General features: G+C 56.3%; 21 protein-coding genes and 1 pseudogene. 6 read left to right on the top strand and 16 right to left on the bottom strand.

Annotated features, from left to right (window positions below; all coding sequences use genetic code 11):
- Both oppB and AC0L7L_RS08630 read right to left on the bottom strand, forming a co-directional pair.
- Positions 1 to 927, bottom strand: coding sequence for an oligopeptide ABC transporter permease OppB (gene oppB, locus AC0L7L_RS08635; RefSeq protein WP_473513399.1), 927 nt, complete (start codon positions 925 to 927; stop codon positions 1 to 3).
- A 140-nt stretch (positions 928 to 1,067) separates the two neighbouring features.
- Positions 1,068 to 2,675, bottom strand: a complete 1,608-nt coding sequence (locus AC0L7L_RS08630) for a peptide ABC transporter substrate-binding protein (RefSeq protein ID WP_473513397.1) — start codon at positions 2,673 to 2,675, stop codon at positions 1,068 to 1,070.
- 405 nt (positions 2,676 to 3,080) lie between these two features.
- Between AC0L7L_RS08630 and AC0L7L_RS08625 the strand changes: the two genes are divergently transcribed.
- Complete coding sequence (locus AC0L7L_RS08625) at positions 3,081 to 3,257, top strand: hypothetical protein (protein ID WP_272211445.1); 177 nt, start codon at positions 3,081 to 3,083, stop codon at positions 3,255 to 3,257.
- Between the two features lie 26 nt (positions 3,258 to 3,283).
- Here AC0L7L_RS08625 and AC0L7L_RS08620 read toward each other — a convergent pair whose 3' ends face one another.
- From AC0L7L_RS08620 to AC0L7L_RS08590, 7 genes and pseudogenes are all read right to left on the bottom strand, one after another.
- A complete protein-coding gene (locus AC0L7L_RS08620; RefSeq protein ID WP_473513395.1) occupies positions 3,284 to 4,291 on the bottom strand; it encodes a succinylglutamate desuccinylase/aspartoacylase family protein in 1,008 nt (335 codons plus the stop codon).
- Between the two features lie 7 nt (positions 4,292 to 4,298).
- Complete coding sequence (locus AC0L7L_RS08615) at positions 4,299 to 5,024, bottom strand: amino acid ABC transporter ATP-binding protein (RefSeq protein WP_473513393.1); 726 nt, start codon at positions 5,022 to 5,024, stop codon at positions 4,299 to 4,301.
- Positions 5,025 to 5,033: 9 nt separating this feature from the next.
- Positions 5,034 to 5,693 (bottom strand): amino acid ABC transporter permease, encoded by a 660-nt coding sequence (locus tag AC0L7L_RS08610; RefSeq protein ID WP_272211444.1) that lies wholly within the window; start codon positions 5,691 to 5,693, stop codon positions 5,034 to 5,036.
- Positions 5,683 to 6,357 carry an amino acid ABC transporter permease gene (locus tag AC0L7L_RS08605; RefSeq protein ID WP_272211443.1) on the bottom strand — a complete coding sequence of 225 codons (675 nt, stop codon included), beginning with the start codon at positions 6,355 to 6,357 and terminating at the stop codon, positions 5,683 to 5,685. Before AC0L7L_RS08605 ends, AC0L7L_RS08610 begins: the two co-directional genes overlap by 11 nt.
- A 10-nt stretch (positions 6,358 to 6,367) precedes the next feature.
- On the bottom strand, positions 6,368 to 7,228 hold the full coding sequence (gene ehuB, locus AC0L7L_RS08600) for an ectoine/hydroxyectoine ABC transporter substrate-binding protein EhuB (protein WP_473513390.1): 861 nt from the start codon (positions 7,226 to 7,228) through the stop codon (positions 6,368 to 6,370).
- 39 nt (positions 7,229 to 7,267) lie between these two features.
- Positions 7,268 to 8,002, bottom strand: a complete 735-nt coding sequence (locus AC0L7L_RS08595) for a trans-sulfuration enzyme family protein (protein ID WP_473513388.1) — start codon at positions 8,000 to 8,002, stop codon at positions 7,268 to 7,270.
- Positions 8,003 to 8,081: 79 nt separating this feature from the next.
- Positions 8,082 to 8,429 (bottom strand): annotated as a pseudogene (locus AC0L7L_RS08590) (PLP-dependent transferase); the annotation flags it as partial.
- 221 nt (positions 8,430 to 8,650) lie between these two features.
- On the opposite strand from AC0L7L_RS08590, the gene AC0L7L_RS08585 reads away from it, so the two are divergent.
- The gene (locus AC0L7L_RS08585) at positions 8,651 to 9,571 is read left to right on the top strand and encodes a LysR substrate-binding domain-containing protein (protein WP_473513386.1); all 921 of its coding nucleotides are present in this window, start codon (positions 8,651 to 8,653) and stop codon (positions 9,569 to 9,571) included.
- A gap of 322 nt (positions 9,572 to 9,893) precedes the next feature.
- Here the strand turns inward: AC0L7L_RS08585 and AC0L7L_RS08580 are convergent, their stop codons facing one another.
- The 3 genes from AC0L7L_RS08580 to AC0L7L_RS08570 all read right to left on the bottom strand — a co-directional run bounded on the left by AC0L7L_RS08580 (position 9,894) and on the right by AC0L7L_RS08570 (position 14,546).
- Positions 9,894 to 11,294 carry an autotransporter outer membrane beta-barrel domain-containing protein gene (locus tag AC0L7L_RS08580; protein ID WP_473513384.1) on the bottom strand — a complete coding sequence of 467 codons (1,401 nt, stop codon included), beginning with the start codon at positions 11,292 to 11,294 and terminating at the stop codon, positions 9,894 to 9,896.
- The gene (locus tag AC0L7L_RS08575) at positions 11,284 to 12,429 is read right to left on the bottom strand and encodes a hypothetical protein (protein ID WP_473513382.1); all 1,146 of its coding nucleotides are present in this window, start codon (positions 12,427 to 12,429) and stop codon (positions 11,284 to 11,286) included. Before AC0L7L_RS08575 ends, AC0L7L_RS08580 begins: the two co-directional genes overlap by 11 nt.
- 740 nt (positions 12,430 to 13,169) lie before the next feature.
- The gene (locus tag AC0L7L_RS08570; RefSeq protein WP_473513380.1) at positions 13,170 to 14,546 is read right to left on the bottom strand and encodes a GGDEF domain-containing protein; all 1,377 of its coding nucleotides are present in this window, start codon (positions 14,544 to 14,546) and stop codon (positions 13,170 to 13,172) included.
- Between the two features lie 316 nt (positions 14,547 to 14,862).
- On the opposite strand from AC0L7L_RS08570, the gene AC0L7L_RS08565 reads away from it, so the two are divergent.
- The 4 genes from AC0L7L_RS08565 to AC0L7L_RS08550 are packed head-to-tail and all read left to right on the top strand — an operon-like array spanning position 14,863 to position 16,872.
- A complete protein-coding gene (locus tag AC0L7L_RS08565) occupies positions 14,863 to 15,090 on the top strand; it encodes a hypothetical protein (RefSeq protein ID WP_473514042.1) in 228 nt (75 codons plus the stop codon).
- A complete protein-coding gene (locus AC0L7L_RS08560) occupies positions 15,017 to 15,400 on the top strand; it encodes a transposase (protein ID WP_272211434.1) in 384 nt (127 codons plus the stop codon). Before AC0L7L_RS08565 ends, AC0L7L_RS08560 begins: the two co-directional genes overlap by 74 nt.
- Positions 15,397 to 15,747, top strand: a complete 351-nt coding sequence (tnpB, locus tag AC0L7L_RS08555; protein ID WP_272211433.1) for an IS66 family insertion sequence element accessory protein TnpB — start codon at positions 15,397 to 15,399, stop codon at positions 15,745 to 15,747. The genes AC0L7L_RS08560 and tnpB overlap by 4 nt, the downstream gene beginning before the upstream one ends.
- A gap of 45 nt (positions 15,748 to 15,792) precedes the next feature.
- Positions 15,793 to 16,872, top strand: coding sequence for an AAA family ATPase (locus AC0L7L_RS08550; RefSeq protein WP_473513377.1), 1,080 nt, complete (start codon positions 15,793 to 15,795; stop codon positions 16,870 to 16,872).
- Positions 16,873 to 16,900: 28 nt separating this feature from the next.
- On the opposite strand, the gene AC0L7L_RS08545 is transcribed toward AC0L7L_RS08550, so the two are convergent.
- The 4 genes from AC0L7L_RS08545 to AC0L7L_RS08530 are packed head-to-tail and all read right to left on the bottom strand — an operon-like array spanning position 16,901 to position 21,007.
- Positions 16,901 to 17,305, bottom strand: coding sequence for a PAAR-like domain-containing protein (locus AC0L7L_RS08545; RefSeq protein WP_272211430.1), 405 nt, complete (start codon positions 17,303 to 17,305; stop codon positions 16,901 to 16,903).
- Positions 17,302 to 18,387 carry a DUF2169 family type VI secretion system accessory protein gene (locus tag AC0L7L_RS08540; protein WP_473513375.1) on the bottom strand — a complete coding sequence of 362 codons (1,086 nt, stop codon included), beginning with the start codon at positions 18,385 to 18,387 and terminating at the stop codon, positions 17,302 to 17,304. The genes AC0L7L_RS08545 and AC0L7L_RS08540 overlap by 4 nt, the downstream gene beginning before the upstream one ends.
- Positions 18,388 to 18,399: 12 nt before the next feature.
- A complete protein-coding gene (locus tag AC0L7L_RS08535; RefSeq protein ID WP_473513373.1) occupies positions 18,400 to 19,929 on the bottom strand; it encodes a Tle-like phospholipase domain-containing protein in 1,530 nt (509 codons plus the stop codon).
- Entirely contained in the window at positions 19,922 to 21,007 is a 1,086-nt protein-coding gene (locus AC0L7L_RS08530; protein ID WP_473513371.1) for a hypothetical protein, read from the bottom strand. The genes AC0L7L_RS08535 and AC0L7L_RS08530 overlap by 8 nt, the downstream gene beginning before the upstream one ends.
- Positions 21,008 to 21,018 lie beyond the last annotated feature (11 nt).

The raw sequence follows: 21,018 nt of genomic DNA, 5'->3' as shown, positions 1-21,018 counted from the left end.
TCAATACCTGATTTTCGGGTCGATCCAGGCGTAGAGGATATCGACAAAAAGGTTGAAGGCGATGGTCAGCGCACCGAGCAGGATGGTAATGCCCATCATCACCGCATAGTCGCGGTTAAGCGCCGACTCGACGAAGAATTTGCCGATACCACCGGTCGAGAAATACATGTCGATCACAACCGAACCGGTGATCATGCCGACAAAGGCTGGTCCGAGATAGGAAATCACCGGCAGAAGCGACGGTTTCAACGCATGGCGCATCACCACCCGCCGCATCGGCAGGCCCTTGGCTTTTGCAGTGCGGATATGGTTTGAGTTCAGCACTTCCAGCATGGAAGAGCGGGTAATGCGGGCAATTGACGCCATGTATGAAGTCGACAGCGCAATGACGGGCATCACCATATAGGCCGGATGACCGAGCCCTTCCCAGCCGCCACCGGGCAGCCAGCGCAGCCACAACGTGAACACCAGCACAAGGATCGGGGCCATGACGAAATTGGGCAAGACCTGTGCGCCCACCGAAATGCCCACCGCCAGGCTGTCAATCCAGCTATTATGCCTGACAGCAGCAACCACACCCAGCGTAACCCCGATAAGCACGGCAACAATGGCGGACAGCAAACCATAGGTCAGTGTGACGGGAAAACCCTGCGCGATGATCGAGTTCACTGTCTGGTCGGGGTAGACGAAAGACGGCCCGAAATCGAACCGCGACACGATGCCCCAGACATAATCGAGAAGTTGCTTCCACAACGCCTGATCGAGGCCGTACTTCGCGTTGATATTCGCGAGAACCTGCGGCGGCAAGGCGCGCTCAGACGAGAATGGGCCCCCTGGCGCGGCATGCATAAGAAAGAAAGAAAAGACGATCAGAAGCAGGATCGTCGGAACTGCCAGAAACAGGCGCTTGATAACATAACCGGTCATGATGCGGGCAGGCTCTGCCTTATAATCCGGCCCGCCGCACTGCCATGCTGGCGACGACTGAGCGGGTTTCGAACGAAACGGATGATGCGCTTCAGCAGATGCGGCAGTCAATGCCGCATCTGCCAAGCCGGTTTCAGACCTTAATCGGCCACGCGATAGATGTCTTTCGCATACCAGTTCTGCAGCACGTTATCGACCGGTAGCCCCTTCACATCGGCAGGAACCATGACCGGCGTCGAATAAAAGTAGATCGGCGCCAATGGCATTTCCTCGGCCAGGATTTGCTCGGCCTTGTCGTAATCGGCCGACGGATCTTCCGCCGTCAGCGATGCCTTCATCACAGCATCATAATCGGGGTCGTCAAAACCGCCATAATTCATGCCGCCGGAGCGGAAATAATCAAGATAGGTGGACGCTTCGTCATAGTCGCCGCACCAGGCGTAGCGGCCGATATCAAAATTGTAGTTCTTGAGGTTGTCGAGATAAACCTTCCATTCCGTATTGTTGAGCGTGACATTGACGCCAATCGCCTTCCAGAACTGCTGCGCCGCAATCGCGATTTTCTTGTGGTCATCGGAGGTATTGTAGGAAAGCGTCAGTTCCAGCGGATTGCTCTTGTCGTACCCGGCTTCCTTGAGAAGCTCGACTGCTTTCTCATTGCGCTCTTCTTGCGACCATTGCGAATAGTCGGTGACCGGCGGCTGGAAATCGGCGGTGGCGTAATAGGTCCAGCTATAGGCAGGTTTCTGGCCGCCGCGGGTAATGTTGTCGACGATGATATCGCGGTTCAGCGCATAGGAAAGCGCCTTGCGCACACGCACATCCTTCAGCGCTTCCGGGCCCTTTTCGGAAACGTTGAACAGATAAGCATAGGTGCAGGATCTCGGCACAGCATGGGTCTGATCCGGATATTCTTCCTTCAAACGCGGGAACTGGCCGGAAGGCAGCTCAATACGGTCCAGTTCACCGGCAAGATAACGCGTCAGCGCTGCGTTCTTGTCGTTGATCGCCTGGAAATGGATGGTTTCGATGACGGTGTTGTCGTTGTCCCAGTAGTTCTCGTTGCGCTCGAGGGTCAGATCCTGGCCAAGTTTGTCTTCAACAAGCTTGTAAGCGCCGTTGCCAACCATGTTTTCCGGCAGCGTCCACTGATCGCCAAACTCCTCAACCACGGCCCTATTGACCGGAAAGGTTGATGTGTGTGTCGTCATCTTGATGAAATAGGGGATCGGGCTCCCAAGCGTGACCTCGAATGTGTGATCATCAACAGCCTTGACACCGAGCTCTGAAGGATCCACTTCGCCAGCGACGATCGCGGAGGCATTTTTCACATTCATCAGCTCTTCATACCAGGCATAGGTCGAACCGGTTGCCGGATCAGCAAGGCGCTGCCATGCAAACACAAAATCCTCAGCCGTTACCGGCTCGCCGTTCGACCATTTGGCCTCGGGACGCAGGTGGAAAGTATAGACGGTCTGATCTTCGGAAACCTCGTAATCGGTAGCAACGCCCGGCACAAGCTCACCGGCATAATTCTGGTTATAGAGGCCCTCAAAGAGCTGCCGTGCCACATCTGAGCCTTCGACCGCACTGTTGAGTTGCGGATCTTTGGTCTTGATGGCATCGAGCAGCCAATAGTTAAGGTTCTGGTTATCGGCCAGCTTTTCGTCCGGCTGCGGGTTTGCCGCAAAGGCAGGCGCGGCTATGACGAGCGCGAGGCAGGCGGAAAGCAGAAGTTTCTTTTTCATACGGGTCGTCTCCCTGTTTGTGGAACTTGCGGAGCAGTGCGTTTGGTGAAGAACAGTATCTGTTTTGGTTGTAATTTGAACAGGAAATCCACGAAACAATAGGCTGCCCGTACCGCGCCATGCAAGAGAGAGCGAGCTTTGTTCAGAGTTTCATGATTCCTTGGTTATTGAGGCCTTTGAGAACACCCAAATATAAAGCCGTACCCGCAAAAAGTGAACAGCGCTCGATCTTCGCTGAAAACCTGTCCTGCCGAAATATCGGGCATGCGTTTTATAATAGGTCAGCTTTCAAGCAACCAATGGTGGAGCTTCAATGACTGAAATGGGGGCGCGCTCCGGACCGGCAGAAAAGGGGCCGAATCCAGCCTGCCGTCTTGTCAATCGCCGCCAAGAAAACCGGGCGCGATGTTGGGTTTCACTTCACGTGCGAAATCAGCTCTTCGCGGTTGGCTCCGCAAGGCGCAGCGACGGATCGCCGGGCCTGGAAAGGCGATGTATGCGGCGATCACGATGATCGGCCCAGCCGGGCTTCGCATTCTCTTTTACAACATCGTCGCACCCTATGCCGGACGCTTGGAATGAAACCTTTCGCGGAAGCGTCCGTTTACTTAATCGTTGAACTCACTCATAAGACCAAAGAGGCCGTCTCCCGGAGCCGACAGTGTCGGGAAACGACGCCATGTTACCAATCCATCTGTGGCGAAGGTGAGGGCGGTGGGCGGCGCCATCGGCGCGTCGAGATGATGCAGACTGCCAGCAAACTGCCCCTTGGACACAGCATCACCCGGCCTTGCGCTCGGCTCGAACAGACCTGCATGTGGCGCGTAAATTGTCATTTTCGGACCGAGAGAACACATGAGCTGCATCGGTTCCGGCTGAGGAAGATCAAAGCTGTCGGCGATGCTGTAGTCAACGAGAACCCGCCGGAGACCAGTCTCGGCGATCGCCAGCCCTTTTGCGGACAAGGTTACCCCGCTGCCGAGCTCGGTGGTCAGCGCGGGAATGCCGCTGGCCTCCGCTGCGGCATAAAGCGTTGAACCGCCGCCGCCGCCAACACCTGACGTCACCAGGCCGATCGGGGCGGCAAAACTTCTGAGGAGTTTGCGGATTTCGGCCGTTTCAACATCTGTCCGTCCTGGACGTGCCAGTGCCAAGGGCAAATGATCGAGGGAGAAACCACCCGAATGAACGTCGATGACCAGATCAGCCAGGGGAAAGAGTTCACTCGTAATATAATGGGCGATCATCGATGTCGGACCGCCATTGCTGTCACCGGGGAAACACCGGTTGAGATTGCCGCCGTCCAGTGGTGAGTTTCTCTTTCCGGCCATAACTGCAGGCCGGTTCAATGCCGGAAGGATGATGACCCTGCCGTAAATCTCCATGTCTGCCAGTTCGCGGGCAAGCTTCAAAAGCGCAATCTGTCCCTCATATTCGTCGCCATGGGTGCCGGCTGTGAACAGCGCCGTGGGGCCATCTCCGCCGCGAATGCAGATCATGGGCACGGGGATCATTCCGTAGGCGGAATGATCCGGGGAATAAGGGACATAGGCGTTATCCGTCTGAACGCCTTCGGCATCGAAATCAATATGGGTCCACACCCGGCTCTTGCTCATCACAGCCTCACAGGATCTTTTCGAGAAAAGCCCGTGTTCGCGGACTTTCCGGTTCTTTGAAGAATTTCTCAGGGGAGGCCGTCTCAACGATATTTCCGCCGTCCATAAAGATGACCCGGTCTGCAACTCTACGGGCGAAGCCCATTTCATGGGTGACGCAGATCATCGTCATGCCGTCAGCTGCAAGGTTCGCCATCACATCGAGTACTTCCTTGATCATCTCGGGGTCGAGCGCCGATGTGGGTTCATCGAACAGCATCGCTTTCGGCGCCATGCAGAGCGACCGCGCGATCGCCACGCGTTGCTGCTGGCCGCCGGAAAGCTGGGCCGGATATTTCATCGCCTGTTCGCGGATATGCACGCGCTCAAGCAGTGACAAGGCAAGCTCCTCGGATTCGCCCTTTGCCATGCCGCGCGCCTGTGTAAGCGCGAGTGTGCAGTTGCCCAGTACCGTCAGATGCGGAAACAGGTTGAATTGCTGAAACACCATGCCGACATTTCGTCGAAGTTTTGGCAGGCTGGTTGCCTCATCAACACCCTCCAACCGGATCGTGCCCTTCTGGTATTCTTCAAGCCGGTTTATACAGCGGATCAAAGTCGATTTGCCCGAGCCTGATGGACCACAGACAACCACCTGCTCACCGCGCCCAACCTCGAGGTTGATATCCTTCAGAACATGGAAATGGCCATACCACTTATTGAGGTTGCGAATGGAGATGACGGGGGATTCCATCTTGCGCTCCTAACGTTTTGTCGATTGCAGAAGACGCGTCTCGAGATGGCGGACGAACAGGGCCATCAGCGAGGCAAGCGCGAAAAAGACGATACCGAGAATAACCATTGGCTCGGCGTAGCGGAATGTTTGGGACGCTATTTCGAGTGTCGTGCCCATCATCTCCGCAACACCGATGACCGCGAGATATGGTGTCGATTTCAGGATAGAGATGAAGTAGTTGCCCATCGGCGCGGCGATATTGCGCAGCATCTGCGGGGCTATAACCCTGAACGTGACGGTAAGCGGAGTCAGACCAAGTGCCAGCGCAGCCTCAGACTGACCGATCGGTACGGTATCGATGCCGGCCTTGAAAACCTCGGCAAGATATCCTGAATAGTAGATGCTGAGCGCCAGGCCTCCGATGACAATACCAGGCAGTACGACGCTGTAATATGGCAGCACATAATAGAGGAAATAAATCTGCACCAGCACTGGCGTGGACCGAATGAAGTCGATGAGGAAACGCATCACATACCCGAGGAACCGGTTTGAGCGACGCATTATTTCGAAGGTGAAGCCCAGTAGCGATGAGCCGACGCAGGCGACCAGGGCGATCGCGAGCGTTAGCGGCATGGCCTTGGCGATTGTTGCGAGAACCTTGAGAAGAAAGGGAATGTCAAACGTCACCGGCGCGGCCCTCCGTCGTCCGGCCGGTCCGGCGGCCGACAGTTCGTTCAAGCCAGCGTCCGAAGATCGTCGTTGGGTAAAGAAGCATGAAATAGGCAAGCAGAAGAGCCGAATAAATGGCCGGAGGATCGAAGGTGATCTGGCTGATCTCCTTGGCGCGATGGGTCATGTCGTTCATTGTGATAAGCGCGACGAGCGCGGTTCCCTTAACAAGCTGAATGAACTGATTGACGAAGGTTGGCAGCATCGCTGCTACCATCTGTGGTAGTTCGATCTTCCAAAGAACCACGGGCCGGGTGAGACCGAGCGCAAGGCCTGCCTCCACCTGTCCGCGGTCGAGCGCCTGCAGTGCGGCGCGCACTGACTGGCTGCCATATGCGCCGATGTGCAGGCCAAGTGTCATCGCTGCAACAGTGGTGGCTGAAAAATAGATGCCGGCCACAGGCAGCGAATAGTAAAACATGAACATCAGAACCAGAACGGGTGTCGACCGCCAGAACTCGATGATGAAGGTGACAATTGCCCTCGGCCATCCACTGAGGAATTGCTGCAGAACGCCGGCAATGAGCGCGAAGGGGATGGCAAAGCAGAGGCCGAAGAGCGTGACCGTCAAGGTCACGCCCATACCCTCAAGAATGCCGAGGAAGATTTCGGGAAAACTCACGCCCTAACCCTCATTCACCGGCGCACATTGAAGCCGTGGTCCGTTCCGGTGCAGTGTCATCCTCCGAGAAACCGTAGCGCGTCATGATTTCGGCTACCGTCCCGTCGGTCTTCATTTCGGCGAGACGGGCGTTGTAGGCGTCGCGAAGTTCCTCGTCGCCGGGCCGGAATGCAATTGCGGTCGCCATTGCGTCGGGCGTTCCATCGGCGCGCATGACGCCAGTGAACGGGGCAGCGCGTTCGAGGTCTGCAAGCTTCGGATCCTTGAGCATCATCATCGCCGTGGGCGCAGACATCACGCTGCCATCGGCCCGGCCGGCAAGAACGGCCGAAATTGTTTCGCTGCCGCTGGGAAACAGCATCATCTGGTCTTCTGGCACGCCGCCGGAAAGCGCGTGGGATGTATTGAGCGTACCGCGACCACCGGCAAGCGTGAAATCGCCTTCGGCTATATCTGCGAACGAGTGAATGTTCTTCGGGTTGCCTTTCTTGACGATAACGGCGTCAACGACAGAGAGATCGGGTTCGGAAAAAATGACCTGTTTGCAGCGCTCTGACGTAATTGCAATGCCCGACGCGATCATGTCGAAGCGATGGGCTTGCAGGCCGGGGATCAAAGCCCCGAATTCGGTGACCACGAAATCGATGTCGGTGATGCCCAGTGGTTCCAATGCCTCTCTCACGAGGTCGGGATGAAAGCCGGCAACGTCACCGCTTTCGGTGCGGAAGCCCCATGGCGCGCGATTGTGAATGCCGATCGTAACGGTGCCGTCGTCAATGCGATCCTGAAGCGTATCAGCGGCAATGGTGGCGGGCGCCTGAAGCATGAGGGCAGCGACAACCGCCGCCATGATTTTCTTTGTGTTGAACATTGGTTCGAACCTCTCTGGTTGGTTGCGGACGTAAGTCCGTTAAGCCGCGTTTGTTTTCGTCGCAGTCTTATTCTCTTGCTGCCCGCAAAGTGCAGACAGAAATGCCTGGATATCTGCTTCGAGCTCTTCGATGTCTTCAAGTCCGACGCTGAAGCGGATGATAAGGTCTTCCCGATCCCAGGGAACGGCTTTGCGCAGTGCTTTGATTGACATCGGAGCGACGAGGCTGCGTGTTCCGCCCCATGAGGCGCCGATGACGAACGTCTCGAGCGCGTTCAGCGCTGAATCGAGGTTGGCTGAAAAACCCTTGGCCAGAAGTACGCTGAAGACGCCCGACGCTCCGAGAAAGTCGCGTTTCCATAAGGCATGACCGGGGCTTTCCGGAAGCGGTGGCCAAAGAACGGCTTCAACGACCGCACTTTTCGTCAGGCATTCAGTCAACCGTTTCGCTCCCTTAGAAACGTGATCGATCCGCAGTGCCATCGTCTCCATACCACGCAAAGCGAGTGTTGCATCATCGGGGGAGACGCCGATGCCCATGCGTCCCATGTAGGCACGCACTTCATTGGCGACGCCTTCGTCCGAGAAGGTCATCGCGCCCATCAGCAGGTCAGAGTGACCGCCGGCATATTTGGTCAAAGCTTCGGTTACGATATCCACCCCCAGGGCATGCGCTTTCAGGAGAAGCGCAGTCGCCCAGGTATTGTCGCAGCCGACCAGTGCGCCGGCGGCATGGGCGATTTCGGCGATGGCGGGGAGGTCCTGCACCTCCATGGTGCTGGATCCGGGCGATCTCGCACCATACCAGGCGGGTATTGTGCTTCATGCGAGCCTTGAGGTCTTCCAGCGACATCGGGTCATAGTATTCGACGGCGACGCCTGATCGGGTCATGTCGACATCGGCTAGTGAACGCATGGCCGGATAGGCGCTGTCGCTGATCAGCACATGGTCACCGGCCCTGATGACCGCCATCGCCGCAATTGCGTTGGCTCCCTGACCGGAGGGGGCAAGAAGGGCGCGTCGCGCGCCTGCAAGATCGGCGAGCTTGTCGGCAAGCATACGTGTAGTGGGAGTTCCGTAGAGCCCGTAGGCGTAGCCATCGATACCGCGCTCGGCCCGGGTCGCATACGCGTTGGCATCTGAAAACACGATCGTCGAGGCCCGATAGGTGGCAGGCGCAAGCGAACGAAATCCCTGCATTTCAGGCTCGGGTGTCACAACGCATTTCGTCGTGTCTTTCATAGCGTATGTCTCCATTCCACCGAAGCCTTGTCGAACTTCTCCGAACGGCTCCTTCTTTTTGAAAAGCCCAATGGCAGCGTCCGAAACGGCGATCGCACGATGAAGACTTGATAGACAATCGATGCTTATTCTGACAAATACATATTTTCCGGAAGTTTATATCTTTAGGTTATATAACAGTGAAAACCCCTTTGAATTTAAGGCAGGTCGAGATATTTCGGGCAGTCATGCTGAACGGCACGACGCAGCGCGCCGCCGAGATTCTTCACATTTCACAGCCCGGCGTTTCGAAAGCCCTGCAGGATCTTGAAAGAGAACTTGGGTTTGCTTTGTTTCATCGGACACGCAAGCGTTTGCTGCCGACCGCTGAAGCGCAGCTCTATCTGCGAGAGGTCGAGGATTCGTTTGCTGCGCTCTCAAGACTGCGTAGCGCGGCTTCTCGCATTCGTGACTTCGGATCTGGGCAGATCCGAATTGCAACTCTTTCCGCTCTTTCGACCAACATTGTACCACGCGCATTGGCGCGGTTCAGAATGATCTATCCGGATGTTTCGATCACACTTCAGGCCCGGATGTCTTCGACGGTAAAAGACCTTGTGCAGTCAGGACGCTTTGACCTCGGTCTTGCTGCTGATGAAATCGATGTAACGGGCGTTGAATCCCGGCTTTTCGCAGCCTTTCCCGGTGCTCTTGCGATACCGGAAGGTCATCCGCTGACGAAACGAAGTGAGATCGAGCAAGAAGATCTCCACGACCTGCCCTTCATCGCGCTTTCTCCCGAGGATACAACGCGGCAACACCTCGATGAGATGCTGTCTGAACGCGGAATACGGCCACGCATTGTGCTTGAGACGCCCTTCGCCAACACGATATGCGCGATGGTTCAGGCCGGCCTTGGTTGTGGCGTTGTAAATCCAGTATCGGCTGAGCTTTTCCTAGGTAAAGGTTTGATTTTGCGACCATTCAATCCCAAGGTCTGGTTTCGGACATTGCTGATAAGGCCCAGCGACCTTACCCCCTCCCGTGTCGTGCAGTCCTGTATAGCTTCTCTTCAGCAAGAGGCGGACCTGGCTTCTGGGTCAACAAAGCAAGACAGCTAAACGGTGGGTGTAGGAGCGTGATTTTGGCTTGACCTTCGGCTTCACGGGAGGCGGGGGAGGGGCATTTTTGCGGATGCGCAAGTCAAATTGTAACCGAGACGCCTACCCAAAGTGTTCTGACTTATGTTTCCAATTCACGTTCTGTTCTTGTTCCTAAAAGCGGCCATGTGGATTTCTCCCCAGAACTGAGCCGGTTTTCCGCCGAGAAGTGAGCCACCTTTGAGTATTGTTTGCTGATCGGGTTTTGATCAAGCGGTAGGCTTTTCTCCTCTCGGCGGCGGAGCAGGCTTTGAGCCGGAAGCTGTCGTTTCCAGTCTCTAGGTCACGATACAGACATAAGATAATAGCCGTTTGCTGCACCTTCACTGCTTCTGTCGCGATATATGATCTCGTATTTTCGTTCGCCGAAGGTCAGTGAGCCGGTGAAGGCATTCGACGGCGAACCCGCAGGTGCCTCAATGAGCAGAAGGCCATCGGTTGTTGAACGAGGTTCGCCTTCAGCGTTGATGACCAGCCTGGTATTCCCAGCGACTTTGCCATTGAATCTGATCGTGTCGTGCGTACCGTCAGCCATGTTTACGTCCAGTTTAATCGTGCCTCCAATACCGGTATACGCCGCCATTTCTGAACCTGTCTCGATTGACAGGCTGCTTTCCGTGCCGTTGCCGCGCAAGTCTATCAAGCCGTTGTTGACAATGTGACCCTGGATAGTTGTGCGGGCATCTCCTGTTTCAAAACTGCTCTCTGAATCCGTAATATGCAGGTTGCCGGACAGAGTGAAGTCACCCTGTGAAGCCTTCACGATTGCCTTGCTGTTTTCAGAAATCACCAGGTCGCCGTAAGCCGGATTAAACAAATTGCCGCTATCTTCAGGCTGGTATCCCTCAATAGCGAGACCGGTTCCGACGAGCGTGGCGCTTGATTGTCCGTTAATGGTGATTTCTTCCCAGTTACTTGCATAGATAATCGGATTGGTGCTGCTTTCAGCGTATGAAGGGCTGGTGATGATGACCGCTGATGAATCCGTGGCCACAAAAACATCATAGTCAGGGCCGCCATCGAAAATCGATAGCTGTTTGCCAAGCTTGTCTGGGGATACGCCTTTGAGCGTGGCGCTGTCTTCTCCGCCCTGCCCATAGAAGTCTCCGGCAAACGTACCGCCACTCCAACTGAACTGGTCCGGCCCCGGGTTGGAGATATCGGACGAGAACTCCATGTAATTCGTCGTAATCCCCAGAAATGGACCCTTTGAAACTGCCGCCTGTAAGCGAAATTGATGACGATCCACCCCCAGGGTCGCATTTCCGACTACGCTACCGGCGCTGGTAATGGTAATCGAGGAATCGGACCAGTCCAGATTGCTTTGAAAGACGTTATTGCCTCTTGGAGAACTCACCACAACGTCTTCGCCAATGGTGAGTGTGGCCTGAACCTCTGATGCGTCTTCAGAGTTCTTGATCAATACAGCAGGGCCGTCTTTGAGACCGATCTTTCCGCCGCTTAGATCGATGTTGTATTTGTCCCTGTATCTTGAATCGAAAACGAGGCCCGAGGCACCCAAACCATCACCGCTGATGTCCCCACCGGTCATGGTGAAGTCCAGTTTTCGGGCCGTGCCGCGTTCTCCAAGAAGGAGAGCGGAAGCAAGCTGGCCTGGGAGCGTAATAGCACCGGCGCTCATAAGGACCGTGGCGTGAATATTGCTTGCTCCCTCATCGATCACGCCGCTGTTGATAAATACACCTGGCGCACCTGTCCCGCCGACATCCAGGGACGCTCCCGATAAGATTATCGTGTTCGAAACAGTTGTTCTCGTCCAGCGTGAACGCAAGGCGCGCGCCGTCTACCGGAGCTTCCGAAAAAGTGCCTCCGGAAAAAACCGCCGACAGCGACTGTCTTACGTCCGCTTCAATCGAAGCGATGTTTCCTCCGTCTACGATAATATCGATGTTTTCGCCGATCATATCAAACGCCCCGTCAATATATACGGTATCAGTCGTCTCGTTAATGTTAACCATCACTTGAGAGTTCTTTGAAGCGTCTGCGCCAAAACCGCCTATGAGTTGAACGGCCTCGTGCGCTCCGACAATTGTGCCGCCCGTCATTGTGAATATCATTTTCGAATTTGCGGCTGAACCTCTTTCATTGGCCGCGAGGTAAACGGTAGCTTCTGATGTCGCGTCGGATAGGATTTCCCCGCCGTTCATTTGGAACTGAACGCTTCCTGTTTGAGAAATCGCCTGAATGGCCGCATCGAGAGACACGATGACGACAGGTTTCAGTTTTTGACCGTTTCGGTACTGGCTGACGATCACATCGAGTGGGACGTCGTCTGAAGATAGAGAGATTGCCTTCTCGCCGCTATCACGAGCGTCAACCGATGCGCCGACAATTGCGACAACGGCGCTTTTTTCGCCGAGTGAAAATGGACCCTCGGAAGATGCAGATACTGATCCCTCCACCTTTCCGCTATAGAGAAGAACATCTGAATGGCCGGAATGTGCGGTGGCCTTGATGTTTCCCTGGATTGTCGAGAACGACTGAGCATTCAGTTGCGCAGGTAGCGTGGCACGGCTGCCGCCGACCGTAATGTCTCCTTCGACATGCATGCTTGTGTTTTCGAGAAAAATGGTGCCGCCGTCCCCATATGTAATGCCGGGATAAAATGCGTCCCGACATGTCGCTCTCGGTTGGTCCGGCGAAACCGGCCCGCACTCTTCGTCAGCGCGCGCGTCGGCCACGTTGAAAACGCTCGCCAGAAGAGAAAGTGCCAAAAACGATACCGAGGATTTGGCCAGCACTTGCCGCGACGGCTTTTGGTCCGCGTTGTGCAAAGGTCTTGATTTGTAGTCCGTCATTTCCCGTTTCCCTCCTTTGAGGTTCGCAAACAGGGTCAGCGATCTTGCCGGTTTTCCAGACCTGTCCGCGAATACAAAATACCGGAGCGTCTTCGTGAACCCTCAGGGGAACGCGCCGCTCGGTTGGCATGGAACATGATGCCTGAGCGGTGAATGGATACAATCTTACATATATATATTAGCTATATACTCTTATAGAGAGAGACCGATTCCAAAGATTTCTGGACAAACCCTCAGGGCCCTGTATTCGAGACGAAACGCCTTGTGCTGATAAGAGCCTGTTTTGAAAGTGTTTCGGCGATATCAAAGTGTTTTGGGTCAACACGTCTGCCAAGAATGTGAAGGATCGGGTGCCCTGGAACGAAATCAGCCGTAAGCAACATAGTCGCGGTCAGCTTCGTTATTCAACCGGCTTATGGCTGGGGAGTGGGCTTTGATCGTACGGGCAATATCGCCGGCCTGAAGTGGCTCGGAGAACGTAACGTCCCGGCGGGAGTTTGAACGGCAGACCGCGACAGACCCGGTGACGCTAACGCACCTTGGACGTTCCGCCCCAGATCACTGCCAAGGCGACTTTCGCTGCGAAGGCGGAGCTCAAGATTGCGGCGGGGCCTTATTGTCATCGTGGCTCCTGTGAATGGCATAATGACGAATTGAGAAGCCGAAAGCCACTTATCTCGTCTGTTCTGCTTTCCTGATCTTCTTCATTCCCGCAGATTCCCTTTTGTGGGGAGCTGGGCTCAAACTGCTGCCACGAGGCAGTTCCGGCCGTTCTGCTTTGCCTGATACAATGCCGCGTCGGCGGATTTCACGAGTTGCATATAGTCTGGATGGCCTTTGAATTCGGCGACGCCGATTGAGGCTGTGATGTTGATGTTTTCGCCATCAGAAACTTCGATGCTGGTTCGGGCGATCTCGATGCGGATGCGTTCTGCCAAAGTCATGGCTTCTTCCTTGCCGGTTTCGACGAGCGCGATCAGGAATTCTTCTCCGCCATAGCGGAAGGCGAAGTCGCCGATGCGGATCATGTCGAGCACGAGCTTTGCGCACTTCTGAAGAACGGTATCGCCGCCAGCGTGACCGAAGCGATCGTTGACCTGCTTGAAGTGGTCAAGGTCGATCATCATGACGGTCAGCTTCCTGCGCATCTTTCTGGAGTATCCGATTTCGCGTGAAAGCACGGTATCCATGAAGCGCCTGTTCAGCATGCGCGTCTGCGGGTCGTGACCGCCTTCGATCCGGGTGGCGCTATTGAAGCACTCGCCGAGCAGTGACTTGATCTCGTTGACCTTGGCCTGCAAAAGGGCCAGTCCGCCAGCAATACCCTGGCCGGGCTTGAGAGAGGGCAGAATGCGGCTGTCGATTTCGGAGATTGCATTTTTTACCTGTTCGAGTTCGGCCATCCCGTCAAAGATGATTCCGCCGCGATGTGTCACCCACAGTCCGAACTCGGAATCCGAGAGAGGCGTGCGGTTGTCGGTGCCGTAATCGGCGGCTATGGAGAATAGAATCGTCTGGGTCCATTCAGCGATTGCGGCGCGCTGCGCTTCCCGTTCCTGTGTCAGGTTCTGTCCCAGAGAGAACAGGCGGTACGCCTCTTCGCTGCGCGCCGAACGGGTCGTTTCCCGCGCGTAGCCGGCTGTCATGACTTCGAACGCTATGTTGAGTGTGGATGCGGAGACCCGCAGCATAACTCGCAGGTTTTCCGGCGGCGGCGCCGCATTCAGGATGCGTATCTGAAGATCTTCAGCCAGCATGCGCCAAGCCCTGTTAACATGCTGAACAGGCAGATTTATGCGGGCATGGACTGCCCCGACGCGGAGCTGCTTTTCGATCATGTCGAGAAAGTCTGGAGACCGATTTTCCGGAAACAGATCAAGAAGCCACTGTTTCAGCGTGTGGACCAGCCGGTTTCTGACGACCGCGTCCGGCAGCATCGCAGACAAATCCTGATCGTCCTGCAATATCGAGTAAAAGCGCTTTACCAAATAAGGCGCTTCGGCTCGCACAATTATTGCCAGTTGTTTGCGGAGTGAGCCAGAAAGACTGCTCTGCAGTGCATCCCACTCAGTCTCCAGCCCGATATTGTCGCGTTGGTGAAGAAAATTGTCAGGCAAGAAAGCCGCTCCCGAAACGTTTTAGTTCGACGCAAGAGATGAGGAGAAAAGAGAGAATCGAGGTGCCCAGGATCCAACAGGTTCACTAAATGACGTGTGGCGGATGTCAAATTGTTGCTATCGTCACTTTCACGGTGCGGCAATTTTCGGCTCAGCCTGTTGAAATCGCGCATGGCGAGGGCCCAAAGGCTGTCGACGTAATCGGCGAGGTCGTTGATATAGAGACCTTTCGTGGCTTTCTGTGATGCCTCGACAGGGGGCAACGGAATGTCGATATCGCCGAGGGCGACTTTTGGCAGGCACTTTGAAGGGCCAGATGGGAGAAGTAATCCCGGCAGATTTCTTCGACCGGAATCAGCGGTGTTTCGTAAGCGTTGCAATTGACCCCCCTGAGAATTGGACTATCGAAGCCAAATCGCCAGATGGTAATTTCTCCCTGCCTTTGAAATCAGGAGGGAAGAATAGCGTCAGTGGACATTTGGGGCTTCAAGGTCGGGCTCTCTACCGATGGCAGAAAGATCTGGCCGAAGTCGATAAAGCGTGAAGCCGTGCGCCGGGTTCGGGACGAAGGTTGCCCGGTCAAATTGATCGCAGATGAACTCGGCACGCGAGATTTCCTTGTGCGCAAATGGGTCAAGCTGGCGGAAGCGCGTGCTACCCATGACGGGCGTGAAAAGCCCAAGCCTTTTGCCGAGGTCAAACTGGCTGAAGAAACTTCCCGCCTGGCTGAACTCAGCCACAACAGCGGAGCCATTGGCCAACTTCTTGTCGGCGGCGTTTGCCTGGAATTCCCGCTGAACATTGCTGATGCCGAGCTGGCGAAGCTGATCCGCGTCGCGGGGCAGTTCTCATGATCTTTCCGTCGAGCACCTTCAATATCTACCTCGCCACCGATCCCGTCGGCTTCCGCAAGGGCATGGATGGGCTGGCTGCTCATGTCATGCGCAGTTTCGATCTCGATCCGTTTTGCGGCGCTTTCTTTGTTTTCCGCTCCAAGGGGAGTGACAAGACCAAGGTGTTGATGTGGGACGGAACGGGCCTCGTGCTGATCTACAAGCGTATCGAGGGCCGCGGTTTCGTCTGGCCGAAAACGCAGGGCGGCACGGTCGCGCTGACCAAGGCGCAGTTCGAGGCTCTGTTTGAAGGCCTCGATTGGGGCCGGGTCGCAACAGCCCATTACACCCATCCGAAGATCGCCTGATCAGGCGGTTTTCTCCCTTCTTTTTCTGTATCCGGACATTGTAGTATGACGCGTATCCCCTTTGTCGAGGCAAAGCTGTTCCCGGTCGGCGACAGCGAAACCGATCTTGAATACCGATTTGAAAACCACCTGCGCAAGCTGCGCGAGGACAAGCATTCTGTCGAAGAAATCTCCGAAGAGGACGACTGGCATCGCTCAAAAGACTTGGTGACAAGTCGCGACCGGGCACGGATCAGGCGATGGGCAGTACGGATCATCAAGGGGCGGGAAAAGGTGTCCGGCATCATGCATCTGCGGGCCGAGGACCGCAAGGCGATCGAAATGCTGAATACCGGCGTGCAAGTGGCCGAAATCGAGAGCGAGGCGCGCGCTGATGAGATTGCTGCAGCACTTCATGCGGAAATGCCATGGATGGCACAGGCGACAGAGCTGTTCTGGCAGGCGATTCGACAGTCCGTTCGCTCGGGCATGGCTGGCTTCCGCCTTCCGCCTCTGCTTTTGAACGGGCCGCCTGGGATCGGCAAGTCGGTCTGGGCCCGCAAGGTGAGCGAAGTGCTTCAGGTTCCGCTCCGGACAATCGATGCGGCTGGCGAACAGGCTTCTTTCGCTGTCGCGGGCTCCCAGCGCGGTTGGGGGTCGGCGCATCCGGGCAAGCCGATCCAGACGGTGATCCAGCACAAGGTTGCCAACCCGATCATCGTGATCGATGAGATCGAGAAGGCGGGGATTGCGGTCTCGACAAACGGGGCGCGATGCAGCCTGCCGGACGCATTGCTTTCATTGCTGGAACCGGCAACGGCAGCGCGGTGGGAGTGCCCCTTTTATCAGCTCAGATTCGACATGTCGTGGATCGGCTGGATCCTGACATCGAACAGTCTTGCTGGCATTCCAGAACCGCTGCAAACCCGGCTGAACATCGTGAACCTTTCCATCGTAAGGCCACATGACATGATCAGCTTTGCTCTAAGAGAGGGCAGAAAGCGCGGGCTTTCGGAATTATCCGTCGATGTAATCGCCGAGGTTATCGAGCGGCACCACGCACGGCGCCAGCCCCTGAACCTGCGCTCGGTCAACCGCATGCTGGCACGCGCGGAGGTGCTGGAAAGGCAGCCGGTGCTGCAATGATCGGCGAGCAGTCGAATATCCGGCCCGCTCAAGCATCGTCATAATTCAGCTTGCCGAGCGTGTTCGACGGCCCGTCGGGGCCGGCGCAGTTCATCTCGTAGACGCAATTGTCCTGCAGAACCTGATGGCCCTCGACCAGAAAGCTCGACTTGTTGGATTGCGGCCGGCACCAGCCGAGATTGACGCCGGACGACACCCCGCCGCCGGTGCCCGGCTCATTTCCGGTCACTTTTTCGGTGCGGCTGGCCATGGTGAAAGCCTGATCGCCGCCGAAGCCGGTCTTGGAAATCGTCTTCGTGCTCCATTCCAGTTTCGAGACGATCATATAGGGCACCGGCACCATTTTCGGCCCGCGCGGCGTCAGGCACACGCAGGGCGAAAGGCAGACGATGTTGTTGAATTTCGATGTGTTGCGGGCTGCACTGCGGCTCATGATGGCTCCTTTCTGAGGGCGTGCGGCAGAACCTCGATCGCCGTCACATCATCGGGGTTTTCAATCGCCATCCGCCAGACCAGCGTCATTTGATGTTTTTCCGGGTCCGGATCGGCGATATCGCAATGGACGGTATCGAGCCGCAGAACGAGGGTCTGGTCGTCGGCATTGGCATAGCGCACAACGGCCTTCAGCCCGCCTTCCGGCAGGAAAAACCGATAGGGCTCCGGGTCGTGACGCATGCCGTGGACGGTGATCTGTTCCATGCCGGTGAAGAACGGCTTGAACTGCAAGGCTTGCGGCGCGGCATTCCAGAAACCGTAATCATAATCTTCCGGCATGCGCGGATGGCGTTCGCGCTGCCAGGCATCGTCAAAGGTGCCGGCAAGCGCCAGCCGCGGCTGCCAGGATTTCGTCAGCGGGCCGATCCCGCAGACGGTCATCTCCTCGCCCGGAGCCCAGGCGGCGAATTCGCCCGCAAGGCCGATCTGCGGCGCGGGCAGTGCCTCGCCCGCCTCCAGAAGATAATCGCTGACCAAGCCGCGCCCGACCGGATTGAACACATGCGCGTCTTCGCTCTCCTCATCGATCCTCACCGTGCCGCCATAGGCCCGTTCGTAGACGAGCGGCACTTGCGTAACCGGCATTGCGTCAGAAAGCTGCCAGCGCTTGCCGCCTTTTGCCGTCTCCGGCTCCATCAATCGTTCGCCGAACACATGAAAGCCATGGCTGCCGATGATCTCCGGCGTTTCGCCGTCCTCCCCCGGCCGGGCGATATCCACCCGCACCGGCCAGCTTTCCAACTGCTTTTCCTCCGGCGTACGGGCGACGGCAGAAAATGTTAGATCGGTTTTCGGCTTGAACGGCGCGATCTCGCTTTCGGCTTTCAGCGACGAGACATTCGCCGCGCCGTAAAACACATCCGAAAGCGCCATCTCCGGCTGCGCCTTCGGCAGCGCCGCGCGTCGGCCTTCGTGGATTTCAAACACCGCCCGCACCACCAGCACCCCCATCTCACTGCCATCCAGATACCAGTGGCGGAAGAACAGGCACGGGAACGGAAGCGAGATTTTCGGGATCATGACGACAGCTCCCTATTGTTTCGGCGGATCAAGCAGGAAGGTGAAGGCGCAGGGTGGCCACGTGTGATAGCAACCCGAGGCGACCAGAAGCCGGCCCAGTTCCAGCCAGTCGAGAAGCCATGCTGGCCTCGACGCATCGCGATCATAGGGGACATGACGCCGATGGCCGGCCATATCGATGTCCGGGTCCGGCTTGTTCATGGCGTCCTTCATCAGCGCCTTGCGGGTGGTCGGCAACAGATAATCGAGCAGCAGACCGCCGATCCCCTCCATATCCTCAAGGCTCGCGCCTTTGACGGATTTTGCCAGAAGATCGAGCACGCCCTTTAAGAACGTCTCGATGTCGGGGCTGTGCTCGGCCAGATCCAGAACCGGTTTGACATAGCGGAATTGCGCGCCGGGTATGAGTTGCTGATCCTCGAGCGGATAGAGTTTAGGCAAAGCGCCCCACATCGGCGCATAGTCGAGCGACTGTCCGCCAAGGTTGAAGGGTCCGGGACTGACACCCTCGTAACCGAACGGCATGGCGACCGCTTCCGGCATTTGATGGCCGCTCCAGCGCAACAGGCTGGACATGAACGGCACAAGCGGCGAGCGCGATTGCAGCGAGGACAGGATTTCCGACTGCACATAACGGGCGCGCACCGGAATGGAGCAGGCATCGGTGAGTTTGGCACCAGCTGCTTTCGCGGTCTTTTTGTGCAGACCCGCTGCGTTATAGGTCCAGCAAGAGATTTTCAGATCGGGATTGGCTTTCTGCGCCGCCAGTGCTGCGGCACTCGCCAGTCCGCCGCCCAGAGAATGACCGACAATGGAAAGCCGGTTATTCCAGTTCGCCGCAGCTTCTTCAGCGGCCTTCTTACCAAAATGGATCGCATCCTTGTATTGCTGCGGAACGTAACCCAGCCCCTGCGAAAAATTGGTTGGCCAGTCGCCCTTATCGCCGCAATAAAGTGTGGCGGTAAAGACGATGGTCAGGGTCAGTTTGGTGTCGATCGGAACCCGCATCAGCGGCGGCGTCCAGGTGAAGGACAGGGACCGGCTGACGGTCACATTGGAAAACAGCGGCGAACTGTAGGAAAGTCCGGAAAGCTCCCGTTCCGGCTTTCCGTTATAGCCAGGTGACGGCGAGAGCGAGGTATCGAATGTCTGGCTCGCGGGCGGAATGAGATTCCCCGGCTGCGCGGGCGTGTTGCTCCCGGTCAGGGTGAAACGACCCTTGATGTTCAGCGCTAGCTCGGCAAAATCCTCCGGTTCGCTGTCGCTGCCACGAAACGCCAGAACCGGCGGGCAGCATTGCGGCGCTTTCGTTCCGCCAGCATTCTTCGGAGTGTAAAGGGCACATTGAAACCCGTCATTCTTTTTTATGTCGAAATTCGGGTCGGAATCCCAGTGTTCCATATTGGCGTCATACCAGAGTTTCATGGGGTCGGGCAGTTCCGCGCGTGTCTTCTCATAGACCCGCGTGATCAGCATCGAACTGGCTCTCTCACAGAGCTTGGTGATGGAGTCGCCGGAGATGACACAGGTATCCTTACCCATCCCACTTCTCCGTGCCATGATCGTCGCCAGTCATCTGTGGCGTGCCGGGCGGGGACCAGAGCTGGCCAGGGGCAAGATAGAACCCGCCAATATCGTCCGGAACATCCATCGCCAGTAGTTCGGCGATGAACCTTGTCGGCGCGCGGTTGTTGCCTTTGAGGATCAGGTTCAGAACCTCTTGCAGGCCCCATGTTGACTCCAGATCGCTTGGACCGGAGGAGCCAACATATTGTTTGGCGATACCTTGATATTGCGCTATCAATCCGTCGAGCTTATCAGGAGGTGCATTGTCGTAGTAGCCCTTTCTTGCCACGCGAAAGGCGATTTCAAGGTCTACGTCATAGGCATTGGCAATCGTGACGAAGAAGCTGTCGTAACGGTATTCTGAGCCTTCATCCGGCACCTGAAACCAAGGGTCAGCATGATGCGCCAGCAGGATCAGAACCGCCTGAAGATTGTGATTCCCATCGGCATAGTTTAAAAGACAGTTGTTTATATCATACTCATAAGCATTCGGGTCGCCGCCGTTTTCGAGATAAAGCGTCAAAAACTGGTTACCGAACGCGTAATCTGGAAACGGCACGATCCCAGCGTTATCTTCCATACCAAAGGCCGTCTTCGTCTTCATCGCCTTGAACGCAAACTCATCCTCATTATACCGCACATCCGCGCCATGCTTCACCAGCGCTTGTGCCGCCTCGAAATTGCGCAACAGCAGCGCCTCGCGCAGCAGATTGTCGGTATAGCCCTTGTCGATCCCCCATTCGCCTTCGGTCAGCGGATACGTCTTGTTGATTTCTTCCTTGCTGAACTTTGCCAGGTCGGCATCGGACGGCGTTCGCCCCATGACGATGGCGGTCAAGAGCGCCTTGATGTCCATCGGCGCATCGGTAAACGAGGTCTGTGCCCGCCTGAGATTCCTCTCCCGCCATTGTTGCACAAACGCTTCCTGGTCCTTTTGTGCCTGTTCGGCCTCGGCCTGTTTCATGCTTTCCTCCACGGTCATGGGCGGTTGTTGCGGTTCAGGTTCTTGCGGTGGTGCACGCAGGAACCAGCCGAAGCTGGCTAGCAGCGCCAATACAAAGATAC

This window comes from Martelella sp. K41-7 (assembly GCF_055808365.1).
Note: the sequence above shows the minus strand (reverse complement) of the source record. Positions and strands in the feature narration are given on the sequence as shown.

Bases quoted from the DNA above. Each gene is read 5' to 3' on its own strand.
- oppB (WP_473513399.1), bottom strand. From the start codon at position 927: ATGACCGGTTATGTTATCAAGCGCCTGTTTCTGGCAGTTCCGACGATC.
- AC0L7L_RS08630 (WP_473513397.1), bottom strand. From the start codon at position 2,675: ATGAAAAAGAAACTTCTGCTTTCCGCCTGCCTCGCGCTCGTCATAGCC.
- AC0L7L_RS08625 (WP_272211445.1), top strand. From the start codon at position 3,081: ATGTTGGGTTTCACTTCACGTGCGAAATCAGCTCTTCGCGGTTGGCTC.
- AC0L7L_RS08620 (WP_473513395.1), bottom strand. From the start codon at position 4,291: ATGAGCAAGAGCCGGGTGTGGACCCATATTGATTTCGATGCCGAAGGC.
- AC0L7L_RS08615 (WP_473513393.1), bottom strand. From the start codon at position 5,024: ATGGAATCCCCCGTCATCTCCATTCGCAACCTCAATAAGTGGTATGGC.
- ehuB (WP_473513390.1), bottom strand. From the start codon at position 7,228: ATGTTCAACACAAAGAAAATCATGGCGGCGGTTGTCGCTGCCCTCATG.
- AC0L7L_RS08595 (WP_473513388.1), bottom strand. From the start codon at position 8,002: ATGGAGGTGCAGGACCTCCCCGCCATCGCCGAAATCGCCCATGCCGCC.
- AC0L7L_RS08575 (WP_473513382.1), bottom strand. From the start codon at position 12,429: ATGACGGACTACAAATCAAGACCTTTGCACAACGCGGACCAAAAGCCG.
- AC0L7L_RS08565 (WP_473514042.1), top strand. From the start codon at position 14,863: ATGGGAGAAGTAATCCCGGCAGATTTCTTCGACCGGAATCAGCGGTGT.
- tnpB (WP_272211433.1), top strand. From the start codon at position 15,397: ATGATCTTTCCGTCGAGCACCTTCAATATCTACCTCGCCACCGATCCC.
- AC0L7L_RS08550 (WP_473513377.1), top strand. From the start codon at position 15,793: ATGACGCGTATCCCCTTTGTCGAGGCAAAGCTGTTCCCGGTCGGCGAC.
- AC0L7L_RS08545 (WP_272211430.1), bottom strand. From the start codon at position 17,305: ATGAGCCGCAGTGCAGCCCGCAACACATCGAAATTCAACAACATCGTC.
- AC0L7L_RS08540 (WP_473513375.1), bottom strand. From the start codon at position 18,387: ATGATCCCGAAAATCTCGCTTCCGTTCCCGTGCCTGTTCTTCCGCCAC.
- AC0L7L_RS08535 (WP_473513373.1), bottom strand. From the start codon at position 19,929: ATGGGTAAGGATACCTGTGTCATCTCCGGCGACTCCATCACCAAGCTC.